Here is an 18,872-nt window from a genome sequence, read left to right on the forward strand (position 1 = left end):
CGGTCAAGTTCGTTTCTGGTCAATTAAGGTCCGCTTTCCAGCCGGGCCGCGTGGCCGAACCTTGCCCCTGGAGCCGTACATGCACGACCTCTCCCCCTCCGGCCTCGCCCACCGCGCCCCCAGCCGCCGCACCCTCCTGCGCGGCATGGGCGGCGCCGCCGTCCTCGGCGCCGGCATCCCCCTGCTGAGCGCCTGCGGCGGCAGCGGCACGGCCGCCGCCGACCCCAAGACGGTCACCGTCGGCTCCAACGCGTCCGACCCCGTGCCGAAGAAGGCCTTCGCCGACATCTACGCGGCCTTCACCCAGCAGTCCGGGATCAAGGTCCGCGTGAACACCAAGGACCACAACACCTTTCAGGAACAGATCAACTCCTACCTCCAGGGCACCCCGGACGACGTGTTCCACTGGTTCGCCGGCTACCGCATGCAGTTCTTCGCGGCCAAGAAGCTCGCCACCCCGGTCGACGAGGTGTGGCAGAAGATCGGCGGCGACTTCCCCGAGGCCATGAAGGCGCTCAGCAAGGGCGAGGACGGCAAGTACTACTTCGTCCCGCTGTACACGTACCCGTGGGCGCTCTTCTACCGCAAAAGCGTCTTCCGGCAGTACGGCTACACCGTCCCCACCACCTGGGACCAGCTCGTCGCGCTGTGCAAGCGGATGCAGCAGGACAAGCTCGTGCCGATAGCCTTCGGCGACAAGGACGCCTGGCCCGCGCTCGGCACCTTCGACCAGATCAACTTCCGCACCAACGGCTACGACTTCCACGTCGAGCTGATGGCGGGCAAGGCCTCCTGGACCGACGCCAAGGTGCGCAAGACCTTCGACCACTGGGCCGAGATCCTGCCCTACCACCAGGACGGCGCCGTGGGCCGCACCTGGCAGGACGCCGCGCAGACCCTCGTCTCCAAGAAGGCCGGCATGTACTTGCTGGGCACGTTCGTCGCGCAGCAGTTCACCGACCAGGCCGACCTCGACGACCTGGACTTCTTCGCCTTCCCGGAGATCGACCCGGCGTACGGACAGGACACCGTCGAGGCGCCCACCGACGGGTTCATGCTCAGCAAGGCCCCCAAGAACAAGCAGGGAGCCCTCAAGCTGCTGGAGTACCTCGGCACCCCGCAGGCCGAGGCGGTCTACCTCAAGGCCGACCCGAGCGTCGTCGCCGCCTCCACCAAGGCCGACACCTCCTCGTACACCGCCCTTCAGAAGAAGGCGTACGCGATGATCACCGGCGCCAAGAGCCTCACCCAGTTCATGGACCGCGACAGCCGGCCCGACTTCACCTCCACGGTGATGCAGCCCGCGCTGCAGAAGTTCATCCGCGACCCCAAGGGCGTCGACAGCCTGCTGACCTCGATCGAGCGGCAGAAGAAGACGATCTTCGCGTCCGGCTGATGAGCACCGACATCCACGACAAGACGGGCCACCGCCGTCTGCTCACCCGGCGTGACCGCTTCACGCTCGGGCTGATGGCGGGTGTGCCCACGGTCCTGCACGTGGCCCTCGTCTGGGTCACGGCCCTCGCCTCGATCGCGCTGGCCTTCACCACCTGGGACGGCATCGGCTTCGACTCCATCCGCTGGGTGGGCCTCGCCAACTTCAAGGAACTGTTCACCACCAACCCGCAGTTCTGGCCGGCCGTCGAGCACAACGTCATCTGGTTCGTCGTCCTCATCCTGATCCCGACGCCGATCGGCCTGTTCCTCGCCGTGCAGCTGGACAAGAAGATCCGCTTCAGCCGGGTCTACCAGACCGCGTTCTTCCTGCCCGTCGTGGTGTCCATGGCCGTCATCGGGTTCGTCTGGCAGCTCGTCTACAACCCCGACACCGGGCTGATCAACAGCCTCATCGGAGCGAACCGGCCCGGCCACTACATCGACTGGATCGGCGACCCCGACCTCAACCTCTGGGCCGTCCTGGTAGCCGCCTCCTGGCGGCACGCCGGATACATGATGATCCTCTACCTGGCCGGTCTGAAGAGCGTCGACCCGGCGCTGCGCGAGGCCTCGGCACTGGACGGCGCGGGCGAGTGGCAGACGTTCAGGAACGTCGTCTTCCCCGCCCTGCGCCCCACCAACACCGTCGTCCTCGTCGTCACGATCATCGAGGCCCTGCGCGCCTTCGACCTCGTCTTCGTCTTCAACAAGGGCGCCCAGGGCACCGAACTGCTGTCGATCCTGGTGACCGACAACATCATCGGCGAGTCCAGCCGCATCGGCTACGGCTCCGCCATCGCCGTCGTCCTCCTGGTGATCTCCCTCGTCGTGATCATCCCCTACCTGGTGGCGACCTTCCGTAAGGAGCGGCGCGCATGAGCACCGCGAGCGCTGCGGGCAAGCAGCGCACCCCCGTCCGCCCCGCCCGGATCCTGCTGCACGCCTTCCTGGTCGTCACCGCCCTGGCCTGGCTCGCCCCGCTGCTGTGGGCGCTGCTCGCCGCGATGCGCCCGTACGCCGAGACCAGCACCAAGGGCTACGTCTCCTGGCCCGACAAGCTGAGCCTGGACAACTTCACCAACGCGTTCGAGCAGTCCGACATGCTGCACTACTTCGGCAACACGCTGATCATCGCCGTCCCGGCGGTGGTACTGACGCTGTTCCTGTCGTCGATGGTCGCCTTCTACGTCAGCCGCTTCGACTTCCGCCTCAACCTGGCGCTGCTGCTGGTCTTCACCGCCGGCAACCTGCTCCCGCAACAGGTCATCATCACCCCGCTGTACCGCCTGTACCTGCTCGTCGACCTGCCCGGCATCACGGTGAGCGGCAAGCTGTACGACTCCGCCCTCGGGCTCGTGCTCATCCACGTGGCGTTCCAGTCCGGCTTCTGCGCCTTCGTGCTGAGCAACTACATGCGCTCCCTGCCGCACGAGCTGACCGAGGCCGCCCTCGTCGACGGCGCCTCCGTGTGGCGGCTCTACCGGCAGATCGTGCTGCCCCTGTGCAAGCCCGCGATGGCGGCCCTGGCCACCCTGCTCTCCATCTGGATCTACAACGACTTCTTCTGGGCCATCGTCCTGATCTCCACCGGCGAGAACATGCCGATCACCTCCGCCCTCAACAACCTCTCCGGCCAGTACTTCACCGACCCCAACCTCGTCGCCGCCGGCGCGCTGCTCACCGCGATCCCCACGCTCGTCGTGTACTTCGCACTGCAACGGCAGTTCGTCAGCGGCCTGACACTGGGCGCCAACAAGGGCTGAGACCCGCTCCGCGAGACACATTTAGGCCACCGCCGGACGGACAGCCACCGGCGGCCGGCCCCTGCCTGCGCTACTGGACGCGCTGGCGGCGGCGGTGACCGATACCGGCGGCGAGACCGCGAAGCGATGGGCGGAATTCACCGAAGTCGGCCTGGGTGACAGCCCGGCCCGTGCACTGTGGAGGCACCTCATGGCCACGTACACCCCCCGTTTCCCCGGCAGGGGCACGCTCGTCGAGGAAGCCATGAGCGAGGGTGAGGCAAAAGGCGAGGCCAAGGGGCGCGCCGCGGACATCCTCCGCATTCTCGACCGGCGTGGCATCGAGGTGTCCGAGGCGGTGCGGGAGAGTGTCACGTCCTGCACCGATCTGGACGCCCTGGGCACCTGGCTCGACCGCTCTCTCACCGCCTCGGCCGCCGAAGAGCTGTTCGACGGGGCGTAACCGGTGCTCGTGGCACAGCGGGGCGCGGCACACCCCCCGGTGTGCCGCGCCCCGTCCCCCGCTCCCCCGGAGGGTCAGGTGGTCTCAAGCGGCGGCAGCGTCCCCGTCTTCGCCGCCTGGGCGTACCACAGGGCGCTCGACTTCGGGGTGCGGGCCAGCGTCGCGTAGTCCACGTACACCGCGCCGAACCGCTTCTGGTAGCCGTACGCCCACTCGAAGTTGTCCATCAGGGACCACAGGAAGTAGCCCCGGACGTCAGCGCCCTCCGCGATGGCACGGCGGACCGCCCGCAGATGGCCGTGCAGGTAGGCGACGCGCTCCGGGTCGTTCACCCGGCCGTCGGCGTCCGGCTTGTCGTCGTAGGCCGCGCCGTTCTCCGTGATGTAGAGCGGCAGGCCCGGGGCCTCCTTGGTGTACCGCATGATCAGGTCGTGCAGGCCCGTCGGGTCGACGGTCCAGCCCATCTCCGTGCGCTCGCCCGGCGTCTGGTGGAAGGCGACGTCGTCCGCGCCCGGCCAGGGGGAGTGCGAGCTCGCGCCGTGACCGTCCGCGCGCGGGCCCTTCGGGTCGGCGTCCGCCGCCGAGACGAGCGTGGGCGTGTAGTAGTTGAGGCCCAGCGCGTCCAACGGCTGCTGGATCGCGCGCAGATCGCCGTCGAGGACGAACGACCAGTCCGTGACCGACGACGTCGAGGCGAGCAGCGTCTCGGGGTAGGCCCCGTGCAGCAGCGGGCCGTGGAAGACGCCGTTGGCCAGGTCGTCGATCGTGCGGACGGCGGCGAGATCGGCCTCCGTCTGCGAAAGGGGCCGCACCACCGAGGAGTTGAGGCTGATCGCGATCGAGTTGCGGGCCGGCATCGCCGACCGCAGCGCCGACGTGCCCAGGCCGTGCGCCAGGTTCAGGTGGTGCGCGGCGCGCAGCGAGGCCGCCGGGTCCGTGCGGCCCGGGGCGTGCACACCGGAGGCGTATCCGAGGAACGCGCTGCACCACGGCTCGTTCAGCGTGATCCAGTGCTCCACCCGGTCGCCGAGCGCCTCCCCGACGATCTGCGCGTACTCGGCGAACCGGTGCGCCGTGTCGCGCTCCGGCCAGCCGCCCGCGTCCTCCAGCTCCTGCGGGAGGTCCCAGTGGTACAGGGTGATCGCCGGCTTGATGCCCTTGTCCAGCAGCTCGTCCACCAGGCGGCGGTAGAAGTCCAGGCCCACCTGGACGGCGGGGCCGCGCCCGGTCGGCTGGACCCGCGACCACGAGATGGAGAAGCGGTACGCCGACAGGCCCAGCTCCGCCATCAGCGCCACGTCGTCGCGGTAGCGGTGGTAGTGGTCGACGGCGATGTCACCGGTCTCACCGCCGGCGGTCTTGCCCGGCGTGTGGCTGAAGGTGTCCCAGATCGACGGGGTGCGGCCGTCCTCCCGCACCGCCCCCTCGATCTGGTACGCGGAGGTCGCGGCGCCCCAGAGGAAGGCGGGCGGAAAGGTCACCGGGGTGGCCGACTGTGCGGACTCAGGCATGGAAGCGCTCCCATGGTTGGTCGTCGAGGTCGTCGCCGACCGACGGAGGATGGGGGGTGAGGTGATGCGGTGGTACGGAGGGGCCGGGGCGGCGATGACCCGGCCCCGCCAGGAGACAGGGACGGGCGGGCCTCAGCCCTTCACCGCGCCCTGCATGATGCCGCCCACGATCTGCTTGCCGAAGATCGCGAAGACCAGCAGAAGGGGGAGCGTGCCCAGCAGCGCGCCCGCCATGATCAGCGACTGGTCCGGCGTGTAGCCGCGGCCCAGTGCCGCGAGCGAGACCTGCACGGTGGGGTTGCCCGTCTGGCTCAGCACCAGGAAAGGCCACAGGAAGTCGTTCCACGTCTGGACGAACATCAGCATGCCGAGCACCGCCATCGCGGGGCGCGCCGCGGGGAACACCACGTGCCACACCACGCGCCAGCTGCTCGCGCCGTCCACCCGGGCGGCCTCGATGATCTCGTCGGGCAGCGCCTGCATCAGGTACTGCCGCATGAAGAACACGCCGAAGGCGCTGACCAGCGAGGGCAGGATCACCGCCTGGAGCTGGTCGGTCCACTGCAGCTTGGCGACCATCATGTACAGCGGGATCACGCTCAGCTGCGGCGGCACCATCATCGTGCCGATCACGATCAGCATCAGCGCGCCCCGGCCCCTGAACCTCAGCTTGGCGAAGGCGAAACCGGCGATCGTGGACAGGAACACGATGGTGGCCGCCGACGTCCCGGCCACGATCGTCGTGTTGACGAACGCCGTGCCCAGGTTGGCGCCGTTCCACGCCTCGTCGAGGTTGGTGAACAGGTTCGAGCCGAACCAGAACGGCGGCGGCGTCTGCGCCAGTCGGCTGTTGTCGCGGGAGGCGGCGATCGCCGTCCACAGCAGCGGGAACAGCGAGCCGAGGGTGAACAGGCCCAGGATCACGTACGAGAGGGGGCCGGCGTGCAGCGTGCCGCCGGCGCGGGCCGACTTGGGCCGCCGCACACGGCCGGGTTTCCTCACGGTCGTATCCGGCGGGGTCAGTGTCGTCGTCACGGCCGGTACTCCTAACTACTGGCGCGCAGCCGGCGCGAGATGACGTAGTTGACGATGCCGATCACGATCAGGATCAGGAACATGGTCCAGGCGATCGCGGAGGCGCGGCCGAGGTGCTGGTTCACCCAACCCTGCTCGTACAGGTACAGGCCCAGCGTCTGGAACTGGTGTTCCGCGCCGCCGGACGCGCCCTTGTTCGGGTCGAACAGCAGCGGCTCGCCGAAGACCTGGCTCGCGCCGATGGTGGAGACGACCACGGTGAACAGGATCGTGGGCCGCAGCGACGGCAGTGTCACATGGAAGAACTGCTGCCAGCGGCTCGCGCCGTCCAGCGCCGCCGACTCGTAGAGGTCCTGCGGGATCGCCTGCATCGCCGCCAGGTAGATCAGCGCGTTGTAGCCGGTCCAGCGCCAGATGATGATCGAGGACACCGCGAACTGCGACGGCCACTTGTCGTTCTGCCAGTCGACCGGGCTGATTCCGACGAGGTCCAGCGCCCAGTTGATCATGCCGTAGTCGCGCCCGAAGAGCAGCACGAAGACGAGCGAGGCGGCCGCGATGGACGTCGCGTACGGTGCCAGCATCGCGACCCGGTAGAAGGTCGAGGCGCGCAGCCTGTAGTTGAGGATGTGTGCGATGCCCATCGCCATCAGCAACTGCGGCACCGTGGAGATGATGCCGATCGTGAGCGTGTTGCGCGCCGCGTTCCAGAAGAACTCGTCGTCGAAGATCCGGGTGTAGTTGCGCAGCCCGACCCAGTGCATGTCGGTGGGCGCGGTCATCTCCACCTGGTGCAGCGACGCCCAGCCCGTGTAGAGCAGCGGGAACAGTCCGAACGCCAGGAACAGCAGGAAGAACGGCGAGACGAAGGCGTACGGGCTCCAGCGCAGGTCCCGCTGCCAGCGGCGGGACAGCCTTGAGCGGCGCCGCAGTTCCGCCTCCGTCGGTGCGACGGGCGGGCGGCCCGGGGCCGCGCCCCCCTCCTTCACGGGGGGCGCGGCGGTGTCGTGGCGGGTGGCCATGCGGGTCACTTGTCCAGGCTGTTGTCGATGGTCTTGGTGGCGTTCGCCCAGGCCTCTTCGGTGGACTTGCCCTTCGTCACCAGGATGACGCCGTTGTCGCTCAGGCCCTGCTGGATGATCTGGTCCTTCGGGCCGATCACCTGGACCGGGGCGGACTTGGCGGCCTCGGCGAAGATCGTGCCGATGTTGGCGCTGCCGGTCATCTGGTTGGTGGCGCCGGTGACTTCGGGCATCGTGTACGCGCCGGGCGCGCTCGGGAAGGAGCCCTGCACCTTGAACAGCTTGGCCTGCTGCTCGGGCGCGGTCAGCCAGGCGACCAGCTTCTCGGCCTCCTTCACGTGCTTGCCGCTGGAGGGCACGCCCAGGAAGCTGCCGCCCCAGTTGCCGGACTTCGGGGCCACCGCGACGGCCCACTTGCCGAAGGAGTCGGGCTTCGACTTGCCCTTGATGGTGCCGAGCATCCACGGCGGGCAGGCCACGGTGGCGAACTTGCTGTTCGCGATCGTCTGGTCCCAGCTCGGCTGGAACTGCGGAACCCCCTGCACCAGGCCCTCCTGGGCGGCCTTCGCGGTCAGGTTGAAGCCGGCCCGGACGGCGGGGTTCGTCTTGTAGATGATCTCGCCGGAGGAGTCGTAGAACTTCTCCTTCTCACTGGAGAGGACGGCGTTGAGCAGACCGCCGGGGGAGTCCATGAAGAAGGTGCCCGCAGGGGCCTTCGACTTGTACTTCTTGCCGGTCTCGATGAACTTGTTCCAGTCGCCCGCCCAGAGCTGGCCGACCGCCGCCGGGTCGGTGGGCAGACCGGCCGCCTTGAACAGGTCCGTGCGGTAGCAGATGGCCATCGGGCCGACGTCGGTGCCGAGCCCGATCGTCTTGTTGTCCTTGGTCGTGGCCTGCGCCCACTTCCAGTCCAGCCAGTTGCTCTTGTTCACGCCCGAAACCTTGGACATGTCCTGGAACTTGGCGGCCTGGGTGGTGGTGACCTCGGATATGTTCGCGACTTCGATGGCCTGGACGTCCTGCAGGCCGCTGTTGGTGGTGAGGTGGTTCACCAGCGCCGGGTAGTAGTTCTCGTTCCGCTCGATCACGTTCTCGGCGATCTTGATGTTCGGGTTGAGCTTCTCGTACTCGGCGTAGAGGCCGGCCTCTTTGAAGCCCATGGTGCCGAACAGGCCCAGCGTGATCGTGGTCTTGCCCTTGCCGTCTCCGGACGAGCCCTTGTCGTCGTCCTTCTTGCCGTCGTCGGCACAGCCTGCCAGCAGCCCGGCGCCCAGTGCGGCCACGGCCGCGATGACGACCGTCCTGCGCGTCCCGCGGGCGATACGGGTGCCCCCGCCCGACCGAAGCCGGGAGTGGGGGAGGGTACGTGCTCGCATTGCGTCCTCCTGTTGCCCTGACGTGCCGACCCCCCGGCCAACTGCATGGTTGGACCCGTTAGTTTCTCGCTGCGGCTCGGGCGGGGAACGTGCGGGATGTGTATGTGTCAGGTACCGTGGGAGCGCTCCCACAAGTGATGTGTTGAAGAGTCGCGGGTTCGGCCGGGGGTGTCAAGGGCGGGAGCGCGGAAGGATGTGTTCAGTTATCGGCCTGTTAGCTAACTCCGGCGGGTGATGTTTTTCGGCCGGGACCGGGGCGGGCGGGTGCGAGGGCGACCGGTGGCCGCGGGCCCGAGGGAGCCGAGGTGAGAGCCCCGGTGACGGCGGGCCGAACGGGCGGGACTGTTAGATTCCAGGCCAGCGGGATGACGACGCGGGAAGGCGGGGCTCATGGCAAGCCACTCAGCGCGGAGCCGGAGCGGTGGGCGGCCCACCCTCGAAGAGGTGGCCGCGCGCGCCGGTGTGGGCCGGGGCACGGTCTCGCGGGTCATCAACGGCTCGCCCCGGGTCAGCGACGCGACCCGCGCGGCCGTGGAGGCGGCGGTGGCGGAACTCGGCTACGTCCCCAACACCGCCGCCCGCGCCCTCGCCGCCAACCGCACGGACGCCATCGCCCTCGTCGTCCCCGAGCCGGAGACCCGCTTCTTCGCGGAACCGTACTTCTCGGACATCGTGCGCGGTGTGGGCGCCGAACTCTCCGACACCGAGATGCAGTTGCTGCTGATCTTCGCGGGCAGCGACCGTGAGCGGCGACGGCTGGCCCAGTACCTCGCGGCCCACCGGGTGGACGGCGTCCTGCTGGTCTCGGTGCACGCGAACGACCCGCTCCCGGACCTCCTCACCCAGTTGGAGATCCCGGCCGTGATCAGCGGCCCCCGCTCCGCCGCGGAGACCCTGCCGTCCGTCGACTCCGACAACTACGGCGGCGCCCGCTCCGCCGTGGAGCACCTGCTCGCCCAGGGCCGCCGCAGGATCGCGCACATCACCGGCCGCCTCGACGTGTACGGCGCCCAGCGCCGCGTCGACGGCTACCGCGACGCCCTGAGCGACGCGGGGTGCGAGGTGGACGAGGGTCTCGTGCAGCCCGGCGACTTCACCGAGGAGGGCGGCCGGCGTGCGATGGCCGACCTGCTCGCCCGCACTCCGGGACTGGACGCCGTCTTCGCGGGCTCCGACGTCATGGCGGCCGGCGCCCGCCAGGCGCTCCGCGAGGCGGGCCGCCGCATCCCCGACGACGTGGCCCTGGTCGGCTACGACGACTCGGCGATCGCCCGCCACATGGACCCGCCGCTGACCAGCGTCCGCCAGCCCATCGAGGAGATGGGCCGCCGCATGCTGGACCTCCTCCTCACCGAGATCGCGGACCGCCGTCCGGCGGCCTCCCGCGAACTGGAACCCCGCCAGGTGGTCCTGGCGACGGAACTGGTGCAGCGGGCGTCGTCGTAAGCGGGGCGCGTCGAGTCCCGCGCAGGGCCCTTCGAGCGTGGCGGTGGTGAAGCTCACCGCCCGGCGGGGAGGGCGCTGTGCGGGAAGTGTCCTGTACAAGAGGCGAAACGCGTCAAGGGCTGACCCGCTTTCACGGATCAGCCCTTGACGGGTGAGGGTGAGTGACGGGACTCGAACCCGCGGCATCCTGGACCACAACCAGGTGCTCTACCAGCTGAGCTACACCCACCATGACCGGCGGTTCACTGGGTGGTTTCCCCTACCGGCCGAGAAAAAGTGTACAGGGTCCGAAGGGGTGCTCGCGCACGGCTTTCCCGGGGGGCCGGATCTGCGTCGTCACCGCCCCGGCAGGACGTGCTTCGCGGCGATCGCCTTGGCGGTGTCCGAGTCCGGGCCGGGCTGCGGCACGAAGACGGCCTCGCGGTAGTAGCGCAGTTCGGCGATGGACTCGCGGATGTCGGCGAGGGCGCGGTGGTTGCCGTTCTTCTCGGGGCTGTTGAAGTACGCCCGCGGGTACCAGCGCCGGGCCAGCTCCTTGATCGAGGAGACGTCGACGATCCGGTAGTGGAGGTAGCCCTCCAGGGTCGGCATGTCGCGCAGCAGGAAGCCGCGGTCGGTGCCGACGGAGTTGCCGCACAGCGGGGCCTTGCCGGGCTCTTTCACGTGCTCGCGCACATAGGCGAGGACCTGCTCCTCGGCGTCGGCCAGCGTGGTGCCGGCGGCGAGCTCGTCCAGCAGTCCGGAAGCGGTGTGCATCTGACGCACCACCTCCGGCATCGTCTCCAGCGCCGAGTCCGGCGGACGGACGACGATGTCGACGCCGTCGCCGAGGATGTTCAGCTCGGAGTCGGTGACGAGGGCGGCTACCTCGATGAGAGCGTCGTCGGACAGCGAGAGGCCGGTCATCTCGCAGTCGATCCACACCATGCGATCGTTCATGCGACCACCCTAAGGCTGACATCGGCCGATGCGATGCCCCCGGTGGCCGCGACTGCCCCGGGGCTCAGACCCGGAGGGCGGAACAGGACGGGAGGGACGGGGCGGCGGGGGCGCCCCGGCCCCCGCCGCCCCGCCCGTCCTCACATGCCGCTGCGCGGTCCCGGCAGGCTCGCCCGCGATCCCGCGAAGGCGTCCCGTGCGTGCTGGCCGTGCTCCGCGGACAGAGCCGTGACCGACGCCGTGTGCGGCGCGCCCGCCGGCGCGGCCGGTCCCGGCGTGCGCCGCACCTGCGGCGGCACACCCGCCTCCGGGTGCAGCCCGCCCATGCCCGGCCCCGGCGGAACCGGCGCGGGCGGCTCACTGTCGGTCTGCGGCCGGTCTCCCTGCGGCCGGCGCGCCCGGTACGCCGCCCGGTAGGCGGCCGGGGACGAGCCGAGCTGCCGCCGGAAGTGCCCGCGCAGCGCCACCGGCGAGCGGAACCCGCACCGCCCGGCGACCTCGTCGACGGAGTAGTCGGAGGTCTCCAGCAGCCGCTGCGCCTGAAGCACCCGCTGGGTGATCAGCCATTGCAGCGGAGCGCTGCCGGTGAGCGAGCGGAACCGCCGGTCGAAGGTGCGCCGGCTCATGTAGGCGCGCGCCGCGAGCGTCTCCACGTCGAACTGCTCGTGGAGGTGCTCCAGCGCCCAGGCGACAACCTCGGCGAGCGGGTCGGCGCCGATCTCCTCCGGTAAAGACCGGTCGAGGTAGCGCTCCTGACCGCCGGACCGGCGCGGCGGGACCACGAGCCGGCGGGCCAGCGCTCCGGCCGCCTCGTTGCCGTGGTCCGTCCGCACGATGTGCAGACACAGGTCGATCCCGGCCGCCGTGCCCGCGGACGTCAGCACATCGCCGTCGTCGACGAACAGCTCCCGCGGATCGACGTGCACCGACGGATAGCGCTTGGCCAGCGTCGGCGCGTACATCCAGTGTGTGGTGGCCGGACGCCCGTCCAGCAGGCCCGCCGCCGCCAGCACGAACGCGCCGGTGCACAGGCCCACGATGCGGGCGCCTTCCTCGTGCGCCCGGCGCAGTGCGTCGAGCGCTTCCGCGGGCGGCGGGGAGGTGATCGAACGCCAGGCCGGCACGACGACCGTGCCGGCCCTGGATATCGCCTCCAGGCCGTGTGGTGCGGTGAGTTCCAGGCCCCCTGTGGTCCGCAGTGGGCCGTCCTCACCGCCGCACACCAGTAGTCGGTAGCGCGGCACGCCGGCGTCCTGGCGGTCAATCCCGAACACCGACAGCGGAATGGAACTCTCGAAAATCGGGCCGCCGCTGAACAGCAGCACCGCGACGATCTCCTTGCGGCGTCGCCCCGACAATTTCCGGGCCGCGGCCTCCGGCGCGGCGGTGGAGTCGTGGCTCATCCTGCTAAGCCCCCCTCGGTGGTCGCGGCGCCCCTAACTTGTCGGGCTTGTCGCTCCTGCACGTTTCCCCTCGGTCCTGCACGAGTCCCCCGCCGTAGACAGTCAAGATCGAATCTACTGTGTCGTGCGCCGCCGGCGTGGCCGGTTCAGCACCCGACAGATTGTCGACATGGCAACTTGGCGTGAAGCATTCGATCACGAAGCGTTGCACTCACGGGCCGTGCAGGGAAGTGCGCCTTGTGGCAGTGGCCAATCCACGTAGGGTGCGCGGGGCCCGTCAGACCCTCTTCGCGCAGGTGGGACGGGGGGAGGGGGGTGGTCGGGGCAAGAGGTGCGGGGTTCTTGGAAGTTGGCTGAAAACAGATGCCTCGGGGTGTGAAAACCGGTCAGCCGACCGGTGCGCTTCCGCCGCTGTGACGACCGCCACGCCGCGCTCCGCCCCCGGTGCGATGCCGGGCCCCGCGCCGGGACCGGTAGGGGGCCTGTGCCTGGTGTTCCCCCAGTGACCCATGTGACACGCGGGAGCTCTGCGAGAGGTGAGCCGCTTGTTCCCGCGCCCGCTGCCGGGCGGCGCACCGCTCGGAGCGGCGCAGCAGCAGCCGGCAGACCGCGGTGACGGCGGCCAGGCCCAGGGCGGTGCCGAGGGCGCCGGCGAGGGAGGCGCCGAACCAGACCAGGACCACCGGGACCAGGACACAGCTGAAGGCCGCCCAGCGGATCAGGTCGGTGGTCCGGTCGTCCCCGGTGCGGGCGTCGGGGGCTCGGCGGGCTGCGGGCATGGGGCGGCTTCTTCCTGGCCACTTCCGGAGGGGCGATGGCTCAAGGGGTTCAACGCCCCTCCGACGGGTCGGTCACTGTCCCCGGTGAGCGCATCCTGTGCAAACCGCCTGTACGGGGCAGCAACCATTGCGTTACGGGCGGCCCTCGTGCATGCTCCCTGGAACCCCCCAGGGGACAAGCGCGGGATCTGGGCCAACGGGGCTTGCCGCCGTACCCTTGGGGGTATGGGCCGGGGAAGGCGATTCCCGGACATGCTCCGCCGCTCACGCTCGTCCCACCCGTATTAAGGATCGATACGCCGAGACAGCCATGGCCGGTCACGAATTCTTCGAACCCGCGGACCGCAAGCGGCCCGTCGCCGACCCGACGGCGGCCGAGCCCCTGGCGGCGGAAGAGACACGCCCGTCCTGCGATCCCGCTTTCAAGCACGGTGTGGTCGTCGGTTTCGACGGCTCCATGTCCAGTGAGCGCGCCCTCGCGTACGCCATCGGCATGGCCCATCGCTCCCGCTCGGGGCTGATCATCGTCCACGTGGCCAACCGGCTGCCCACCACGGTGTGGGCGGGCTGCGAGCCGCCGGTCTTCGTCGATGTGCCGGACCACCGCACCGAGGTGCTCGGTCTGGAGCTCGCCTGCGCCGACTACCTCTCCGAGGTGCCCTGGATCCTGGTCGAGCGCGGCGGTGACATCTGCCACGAACTCGAAGAGGTGGGGCGGGAGTACGAGGCCGACGCGATCGTGGTCGGCTCGACGCACGGCATCGTCGGGCGGATCTTCGGCTCCGTCGCCGGCCGTCTCGCCAAGCGCGCGAAGCGGCCCGTCGTCGTCATCCCGTGACCCCCGACGCGTCCCTCGTCGGAGTGACTTGAGGCGTCACATGCGGGTGGGCCCCCTGACGGCACGTCAGGGGGCCCACCCGCGTCGCTTCTTCTACTCGACGGTGACCGACTTCGCCAGGTTGCGCGGCTTGTCGATGTCCCGGCCGAGGGCCTTCGCCGTGTAGTACGCGAGCAGCTGGAGCGGGATGCCCATCAGGATCGGGTCGAGCTCGTCCTCGTTCTTCGGGACGACGATCGTCTGGTCGGCCTTCTCCTGGCACTCGTGGGCCACCGCGAGGATCTTGCCGCTGCGGGCCTTGATCTCCTCCAGGGCGGCGCGGTTCTTCTCCAGCAGGTCGTCGTCGGGGACGATCGCGACCGTCGGCAGGGCCGGCTCGATCAGCGCCAGCGGGCCGTGCTTCAGCTCCGAGGCGGGGTAGGCCTCGGCGTGGATGTAGGAGACCTCCTTGAGCTTCAGGGAGGCCTCACGGGCCACCGGGTAGCCCCGGACGCGGCCGATGAAGAGCATCGAACGGGCCTCGGCGAACTGCTCGGCCAGCTTCTCGATCTCGGCCTCCTGCTCCAGGATCTCCGCGATCTGGCCGGGCAGCTTGCGCAGCCCCTCGATGATCCGCTTGCCGTCGCGCACCGACAGGTCGCGGGTGCGGCCCAGGTGCAGCGCGAGCAGGGCGAAGGCGACCGTGGTGTTGGTGAAGCACTTCGTGGAGACGACGCACACCTCGGGGCCGGCGTGCACGTAGATGCCGCCGTCCGCCTCACGGGCGATCGCCGAGCCCACCACGTTCACCACGCCCAGCACCCGCGCGCCCTTGCGCTTCAGCTCCTGGACGGCGGCCAGCACGTCGTACGTCTCACCGGACTGGGAGACGGCGATGTACAGCGTGTCGGGATCGACGACCGCGTTGCGGTAGCGGAACTCCGATGCCGGCTCGGCGTCGGCGGGGATGCGGGCCAGCTCCTCGATCATCTGGGCGCCGATCATGCCCGCGTGGTACGAGGTGCCGCAGCCGAGGATCTTCACCCGGCGGATCTGGCGAGCCTCGCGGGCGTCCAGGTTGAGGCCGCCGAGGTGCACGGTGGAGAAGCGGTCGTCGATGCGGCCGCGCAGCACGCGGTCCACGGCGTCGGCCTGCTCGTGGATCTCCTTGTGCATGTAGGTGTCGTGGCCGCCCATGTCGTAGGAGGCGGCCTCCCACTCCACGGTGGTGGGCTCGGCGGTGGTGCGGGTGCCCTCGGTGGTGTAGGTGCGGAAGTCGTCGGCCTTGAGGGTGGCCATCTCGCCGTCGTCCAGGGTGACGACCTGGCGGGTGTGGGCGACCAGGGCGGCGATGTCCGACGCGACGAACATCTCCTTCTCGCCGATGCCGAGGACGACCGGCGAGCCGTTGCGGGCGACGACGATCCGGTCGTTGAAGTCGGCGTGCATGACGGCGATGCCGTAGGTGCCCTCGACCACGCGCAGCGCGTCGCGGACCTTGTCCTCCAGCTTGTCGGCCTGGGACCGGGCGACGAGGTGGACGAGGACCTCGGTGTCCGTCTCGGAGAGGAACTCGACGCCGTCCGCCTCCAGCTTGCGGCGCAGGTCGGCGGCGTTGTCGATGATGCCGTTGTGGACGACGGCGACCTTCAGGTCGGCCGACATGTGCGGGTGGGCGTTGACGTCGGAGGGGGCGCCGTGGGTGGCCCAGCGGGTGTGGGCGATGCCCGTGGTGCCCTTGAAGCGGGCCGGGACCTTCGCCTCCAGGTCGCGGACGCGGCCCTTGGCCTTGACCATCTTCAGGCCGGCCGCCTTCGGGGAGGTGACGACGAGGCCCGCCGAGTCGTAGCCGCGGTACTCCAGGCGCTGAAGGCCCTCCAGGAGCAGCGGGGCGACGTCACGCTTCCCGATGTATCCGACGATTCCGCACATGTATACGTATCCCCAAGCTTTCGATCACCCGTAGACGATGCGCCGCAGTTGCCGGAGCGTGAGCTCCGGCGGGGCCACCGCACGGTATTTCAGGTCCGCCTCGATCCGTTCGAAGATCTCCGCGTTGACCAGGCCCTGGGCCTGGAGCTCGCGGTGGCGGCGACGGACGTAGTCCTCGGTCGTCTCGTCGAAGTAGGCGAGCACGTCCTGGATCACCCGCAGCGCCTCGCCCCGCCGCAGGGGCGAGGAGCGCGTCAGATGATCAACGAGTTCGTCGTGCACCCGGTAGATCCTGAGGTACCGGAGCGGGTTTCGCAAGAATCCTGCCCGATTACGGGCAACCGCTTGCGGACGATCTTTGGCACAACATTGGATCTGTCATGAGTGGCTGTTCGCGCGCCGTCCACCCCCGCGCCCGCGAACCGTTGCCCGGGGCAGCGAGTTTCGGGCCTCATGGACACTCCTCGCATGGGCGTACCCGAGCGGCTCGCCGCCCGCATGAGCATGGCCGAGCAGCACGAGTACCTGCGCACCAGATTCTCCCGGCGCACGATGATCAGGGGCGGCGCGGTCACCCTGGGCGCCGTCGCCGGCGGCGCCTTCGTCCCCGGCGCCACCGCACAGGCCGCCGTACCCACGCAGACCTTCACCGCCGCGGAGACCGTCGACGGCTCCCTGGTCGCCCCCTTCGGCCGCCACCTGGCCTTCGGCGACGACCCCCGCACGGAGATCGGCATCTCCTGGCAGGTGCCGCTCGCGGTGAAGAAGCCCTTCGTCCGGATCGGCACCCACGCCTCGCACCTCTCCGTCAAGATCGACGCCGAGGTGCGCACCCTCTTCACCCCGGCGGGCGTCGGCGTGAGCGGCAACCACACCCAGTACTACGTGCACGCCAGGCTGACCGGCCTCAAGCCCGGCAGGACGTACTTCTACGGCGTCGGCCACGCCGGCTTCGACCCGGCCGACCCGCGCTTCGCCGGCACCGTGGGCACCTTCACCACCGCCCCCGCGCACAAGGAGCCGTTCACCTTCACCGCCTTCGGCGACGAGGGCGTCAGCTACCACGGCCTCGCCAACAACAGCCTCCTCCTCGGCCAGAACCCCGCCTTCCACCTGCACGCCGGGGACATCGCCTACGCCGACCCCTCCGGCTCCGGCAAGACCGCCGACACCGGCTTCGACTCCCGGATCTGGGACCAGTTCCTCGCTCAGACCGAGTCCGTCGCCAAGTCCGTCCCGTGGATGCCGGCCTTCGGCAACCACGACATGGAGGCCTGGTACTCGCCCAACGGCTACGGCGGCGAGGAGGCCCGCTGGAACCTGCCCGGCAACGGCCCCGACCGCAGGAACCTCCCCGGCGTCTACTCCTTCGTCTACGGCAACACCGCGGTCGTCTCCCTCGACGCCAACGACGTCTCCTTCGAGATCCCGGCCAACCTCGGCATCTCCGGCGGCACCCAGACCACCTGGCTGGAAGCCCAGCTGAAGAAGTACCGCGCGGCGAAGGACGTCGACTTCGTCGTCGTCTTCTTCCACCACTGCGCCTACTGCACCTCCACCGCGCACGCCTCCGAGGGGGGAGTGCGCCAGGAATGGGTGCCGCTGTTCGAGAAGTACACCGTGGACCTCGTCATCAACGGCCACAACCACCAGTACGAGCGCACCGACGTCATCAAGGGCGGCAAGGTCACCCGCGAGCTCCCCGTCGGCGGCACCGCCTACCCCGAGACCGACGGCGTCGTCTACGTCACCGCGGGCGCAGCGGGCCGCAGCCTGTACTCCTTCACCGCCCCGCTGTCCTACGAGGGCCATGTCGACGACGTGGAGTCCGTCGCCTCGTTCGTCAACACCAAGGACGGCAAGCAGAACGAGACCGTCGCCTGGTCCCGGGTGCGCTACCTCGACTACTCGTTCCTGCGCGTCGACGTCGCTCCCGCCGCCGAGGGCCGCACGGCCACGCTCACCGTGAGCGGCATCGCCGAGAGCGGTGAGCGGGTCGATCACTTCACGGTGGCGCGCAAGGCGAAGTAGCCGCGTGCGCGCGGGCGGTCCTCACATCCGCCTGAGGACCGCCTGCTTGGCCACGGCGAACTCCTCGTCGGTCAGCACCCCGTCCCGGTGCAGCCCGCCCAGCTCCCGCAACCGCCGCAGCAGCACGTCGTGTTCGTCCCCGGCGGGGACGGCCGGGGGAGCGGGAGCGAGCGGTTCGCGCGACCCGGGCGCGGCGTCCTCCGGGGCGCCCGAAGGGTGCGGCAGCCGCGCCTGCACGGCCGCAGCCACCAGCGCCATCAGCGGGTCCTTCTTGAAGCCCCACAACTCGACCGCGTTCGGGTCGTACTTGGGCGGCGCCTTGGTGGCCGCGCCGCGGACGGTGAAGCGCAGATGCCCGTTGCCCAGGCCCGCCGCCGGATGCCATTCCACGGCCGTGATCTCGGTGACGGGCAGTGTGCGGGCCCCGGCGGCCGCCTTGGCCTCCTCCGTCTTCCAGTTCCACTCCAGCTTCACGCACTCGCCGTCGAAGCTCGCCGTGCCGTCCCCGGCGGACACCGACAGCGGCACCGACGGCCCCGGCAGCAGATACGACTCCACAGCGCCGGAGGGGACCTCCTCCAGCAGCAGCGCGTTGCGCACCTCGTCCGCGAAGTACTCGGCGACACCGAAACGGTCGCCCTCGACGAGGAGTTGATACGGGTCGTGCGGCTCGCTGAGCCGGCCGCCCGTCGCGTGCTGCAACGGGTCGGCGCCGTCCCGCAGCCGCAGCCGCAGCCGTCCTGCCTTCTTCCCCTGCTCGAACGAGACCCCCGCCAACGCCTCCAGCGGCACCGTGAGTTCGCCGAGGGTACGGCGTAACAGGCCGACGTTCTTGTCCCTCCCCGGGGTCAGTCGCAGCGCGTCGCCGTCGAAGACCCAGGTGCCGTCCTTCTGGATGATTTCCGCCATGGGAGGATTCTTCCAAAGACGGCGACGGGC

Annotated in this window: 17 protein-coding genes and 1 tRNA gene; 7 read left to right on the plus strand and 11 right to left on the minus strand. The window is 69.8% G+C overall.

Going from position 1 to position 18,872, the window contains the following annotated elements:
• The first annotated feature begins 79 nt into the window (after positions 1-79).
• From EV567_RS00870 to EV567_RS00885, 4 genes are all read left to right on the plus strand, one after another.
• Positions 80-1,396 (plus strand): ABC transporter substrate-binding protein, encoded by a 1,317-nt coding sequence (locus EV567_RS00870; protein ID WP_130436625.1) that lies wholly within the window; start codon positions 80-82, stop codon positions 1,394-1,396.
• Entirely contained in the window at positions 1,396-2,316 is a 921-nt protein-coding gene (locus tag EV567_RS00875) for a carbohydrate ABC transporter permease (protein WP_130436626.1), read from the plus strand. Before EV567_RS00870 ends, EV567_RS00875 begins: the two co-directional genes overlap by 1 nt.
• Complete coding sequence (locus EV567_RS00880) at positions 2,313-3,200, plus strand: carbohydrate ABC transporter permease (RefSeq protein WP_130436627.1); 888 nt, start codon at positions 2,313-2,315, stop codon at positions 3,198-3,200. The genes EV567_RS00875 and EV567_RS00880 overlap by 4 nt, the downstream gene beginning before the upstream one ends.
• A gap of 190 nt (positions 3,201-3,390) precedes the next feature.
• Positions 3,391-3,642 carry a hypothetical protein gene (locus EV567_RS00885; protein WP_130436628.1) on the plus strand — a complete coding sequence of 84 codons (252 nt, stop codon included), beginning with the start codon at positions 3,391-3,393 and terminating at the stop codon, positions 3,640-3,642.
• Positions 3,643-3,716: 74 nt separating this feature from the next.
• Here EV567_RS00885 and EV567_RS00890 read toward each other — a convergent pair whose 3' ends face one another.
• From EV567_RS00890 to EV567_RS00905, 4 genes are all read right to left on the minus strand, one after another.
• On the minus strand, positions 3,717-5,153 hold the full coding sequence (locus tag EV567_RS00890) for a GH1 family beta-glucosidase (RefSeq protein WP_130436629.1): 1,437 nt from the start codon (positions 5,151-5,153) through the stop codon (positions 3,717-3,719).
• Positions 5,154-5,285: 132 nt separating this feature from the next.
• A complete protein-coding gene (locus EV567_RS00895) occupies positions 5,286-6,188 on the minus strand; it encodes a carbohydrate ABC transporter permease (RefSeq protein ID WP_130436630.1) in 903 nt (300 codons plus the stop codon).
• A gap of 11 nt (positions 6,189-6,199) precedes the next feature.
• The gene (locus tag EV567_RS00900) at positions 6,200-7,210 is read right to left on the minus strand and encodes a carbohydrate ABC transporter permease (RefSeq protein WP_130437516.1); all 1,011 of its coding nucleotides are present in this window, start codon (positions 7,208-7,210) and stop codon (positions 6,200-6,202) included.
• A 5-nt stretch (positions 7,211-7,215) separates the two neighbouring features.
• Entirely contained in the window at positions 7,216-8,586 is a 1,371-nt protein-coding gene (locus tag EV567_RS00905; protein ID WP_130436631.1) for an ABC transporter substrate-binding protein, read from the minus strand.
• 390 nt (positions 8,587-8,976) lie between these two features.
• On the opposite strand from EV567_RS00905, the gene EV567_RS00910 reads away from it, so the two are divergent.
• Positions 8,977-10,032: a LacI family DNA-binding transcriptional regulator gene (locus tag EV567_RS00910; protein WP_130436632.1), complete on the plus strand. Its 1,056-nt coding sequence runs from the start codon at positions 8,977-8,979 to the stop codon at positions 10,030-10,032.
• A 156-nt stretch (positions 10,033-10,188) separates the two neighbouring features.
• On the opposite strand, the gene EV567_RS00915 is transcribed toward EV567_RS00910, so the two are convergent.
• From EV567_RS00915 to EV567_RS00930, 4 genes are all read right to left on the minus strand, one after another.
• A tRNA-His gene (locus EV567_RS00915) sits at positions 10,189-10,261 on the minus strand.
• A gap of 107 nt (positions 10,262-10,368) precedes the next feature.
• Positions 10,369-10,971 carry an oligoribonuclease gene (gene orn / locus EV567_RS00920; RefSeq protein WP_130436633.1) on the minus strand — a complete coding sequence of 201 codons (603 nt, stop codon included), beginning with the start codon at positions 10,969-10,971 and terminating at the stop codon, positions 10,369-10,371.
• A gap of 140 nt (positions 10,972-11,111) precedes the next feature.
• Positions 11,112-12,374: a helix-turn-helix domain-containing protein gene (locus EV567_RS00925; protein WP_130436634.1), complete on the minus strand. Its 1,263-nt coding sequence runs from the start codon at positions 12,372-12,374 to the stop codon at positions 11,112-11,114.
• A gap of 386 nt (positions 12,375-12,760) precedes the next feature.
• On the minus strand, positions 12,761-13,153 hold the full coding sequence (locus EV567_RS00930) for a hypothetical protein (RefSeq protein ID WP_130436635.1): 393 nt from the start codon (positions 13,151-13,153) through the stop codon (positions 12,761-12,763).
• Between the two features lie 310 nt (positions 13,154-13,463).
• Between EV567_RS00930 and EV567_RS00935 the strand changes: the two genes are divergently transcribed.
• Positions 13,464-13,991, plus strand: a complete 528-nt coding sequence (locus tag EV567_RS00935; RefSeq protein ID WP_130436636.1) for a universal stress protein — start codon at positions 13,464-13,466, stop codon at positions 13,989-13,991.
• Positions 13,992-14,084: 93 nt separating this feature from the next.
• On the opposite strand, the gene glmS is transcribed toward EV567_RS00935, so the two are convergent.
• Both glmS and EV567_RS00945 read right to left on the minus strand, forming a co-directional pair.
• Entirely contained in the window at positions 14,085-15,902 is a 1,818-nt protein-coding gene (gene glmS, locus EV567_RS00940; protein WP_130436637.1) for a glutamine--fructose-6-phosphate transaminase (isomerizing), read from the minus strand.
• 24 nt (positions 15,903-15,926) lie between these two features.
• Positions 15,927-16,184, minus strand: a complete 258-nt coding sequence (locus EV567_RS00945) for a hypothetical protein (RefSeq protein WP_130437517.1) — start codon at positions 16,182-16,184, stop codon at positions 15,927-15,929.
• A 186-nt stretch (positions 16,185-16,370) separates the two neighbouring features.
• Between EV567_RS00945 and EV567_RS00950 the strand changes: the two genes are divergently transcribed.
• Entirely contained in the window at positions 16,371-17,933 is a 1,563-nt protein-coding gene (locus EV567_RS00950) for a metallophosphoesterase family protein (protein WP_130436638.1), read from the plus strand.
• Between the two features lie 21 nt (positions 17,934-17,954).
• On the opposite strand, the gene EV567_RS00955 is transcribed toward EV567_RS00950, so the two are convergent.
• Positions 17,955-18,842 carry a DUF4429 domain-containing protein gene (locus EV567_RS00955; RefSeq protein ID WP_130436639.1) on the minus strand — a complete coding sequence of 296 codons (888 nt, stop codon included), beginning with the start codon at positions 18,840-18,842 and terminating at the stop codon, positions 17,955-17,957.
• Positions 18,843-18,872 lie beyond the last annotated feature (30 nt).

It is taken from the genome of Streptomyces sp. BK239 (genome assembly GCF_004217285.1).
Taxonomy (GTDB): Bacteria; Actinomycetota; Actinomycetes; order Streptomycetales; family Streptomycetaceae; genus Streptomyces.

Excerpts from the sequence above, each read along its gene's own strand:
- EV567_RS00870 (WP_130436625.1), top strand. The coding sequence starts at position 80 with ATGCACGACCTCTCCCCCTCCGGCCTCGCCCACCGCGCCCCCAGCCGC.
- EV567_RS00875 (WP_130436626.1), top strand. The coding sequence starts at position 1,396 with ATGAGCACCGACATCCACGACAAGACGGGCCACCGCCGTCTGCTCACC.
- EV567_RS00880 (WP_130436627.1), top strand. The coding sequence starts at position 2,313 with ATGAGCACCGCGAGCGCTGCGGGCAAGCAGCGCACCCCCGTCCGCCCC.
- EV567_RS00885 (WP_130436628.1), top strand. The coding sequence starts at position 3,391 with ATGGCCACGTACACCCCCCGTTTCCCCGGCAGGGGCACGCTCGTCGAG.
- EV567_RS00890 (WP_130436629.1), bottom strand. The coding sequence starts at position 5,153 with ATGCCTGAGTCCGCACAGTCGGCCACCCCGGTGACCTTTCCGCCCGCC.
- EV567_RS00900 (WP_130437516.1), bottom strand. The coding sequence starts at position 7,210 with ATGGCCACCCGCCACGACACCGCCGCGCCCCCCGTGAAGGAGGGGGGC.
- EV567_RS00905 (WP_130436631.1), bottom strand. The coding sequence starts at position 8,586 with ATGCGAGCACGTACCCTCCCCCACTCCCGGCTTCGGTCGGGCGGGGGC.
- EV567_RS00910 (WP_130436632.1), top strand. The coding sequence starts at position 8,977 with ATGGCAAGCCACTCAGCGCGGAGCCGGAGCGGTGGGCGGCCCACCCTC.
- orn (WP_130436633.1), bottom strand. The coding sequence starts at position 10,971 with ATGAACGATCGCATGGTGTGGATCGACTGCGAGATGACCGGCCTCTCG.
- EV567_RS00925 (WP_130436634.1), bottom strand. The coding sequence starts at position 12,374 with ATGAGCCACGACTCCACCGCCGCGCCGGAGGCCGCGGCCCGGAAATTG.
- EV567_RS00930 (WP_130436635.1), bottom strand. The coding sequence starts at position 13,153 with ATGCCCGCAGCCCGCCGAGCCCCCGACGCCCGCACCGGGGACGACCGG.
- EV567_RS00935 (WP_130436636.1), top strand. The coding sequence starts at position 13,464 with ATGGCCGGTCACGAATTCTTCGAACCCGCGGACCGCAAGCGGCCCGTC.
- glmS (WP_130436637.1), bottom strand. The coding sequence starts at position 15,902 with ATGTGCGGAATCGTCGGATACATCGGGAAGCGTGACGTCGCCCCGCTG.
- EV567_RS00950 (WP_130436638.1), top strand. The coding sequence starts at position 16,371 with ATGGGCGTACCCGAGCGGCTCGCCGCCCGCATGAGCATGGCCGAGCAG.
- EV567_RS00955 (WP_130436639.1), bottom strand. The coding sequence starts at position 18,842 with ATGGCGGAAATCATCCAGAAGGACGGCACCTGGGTCTTCGACGGCGAC.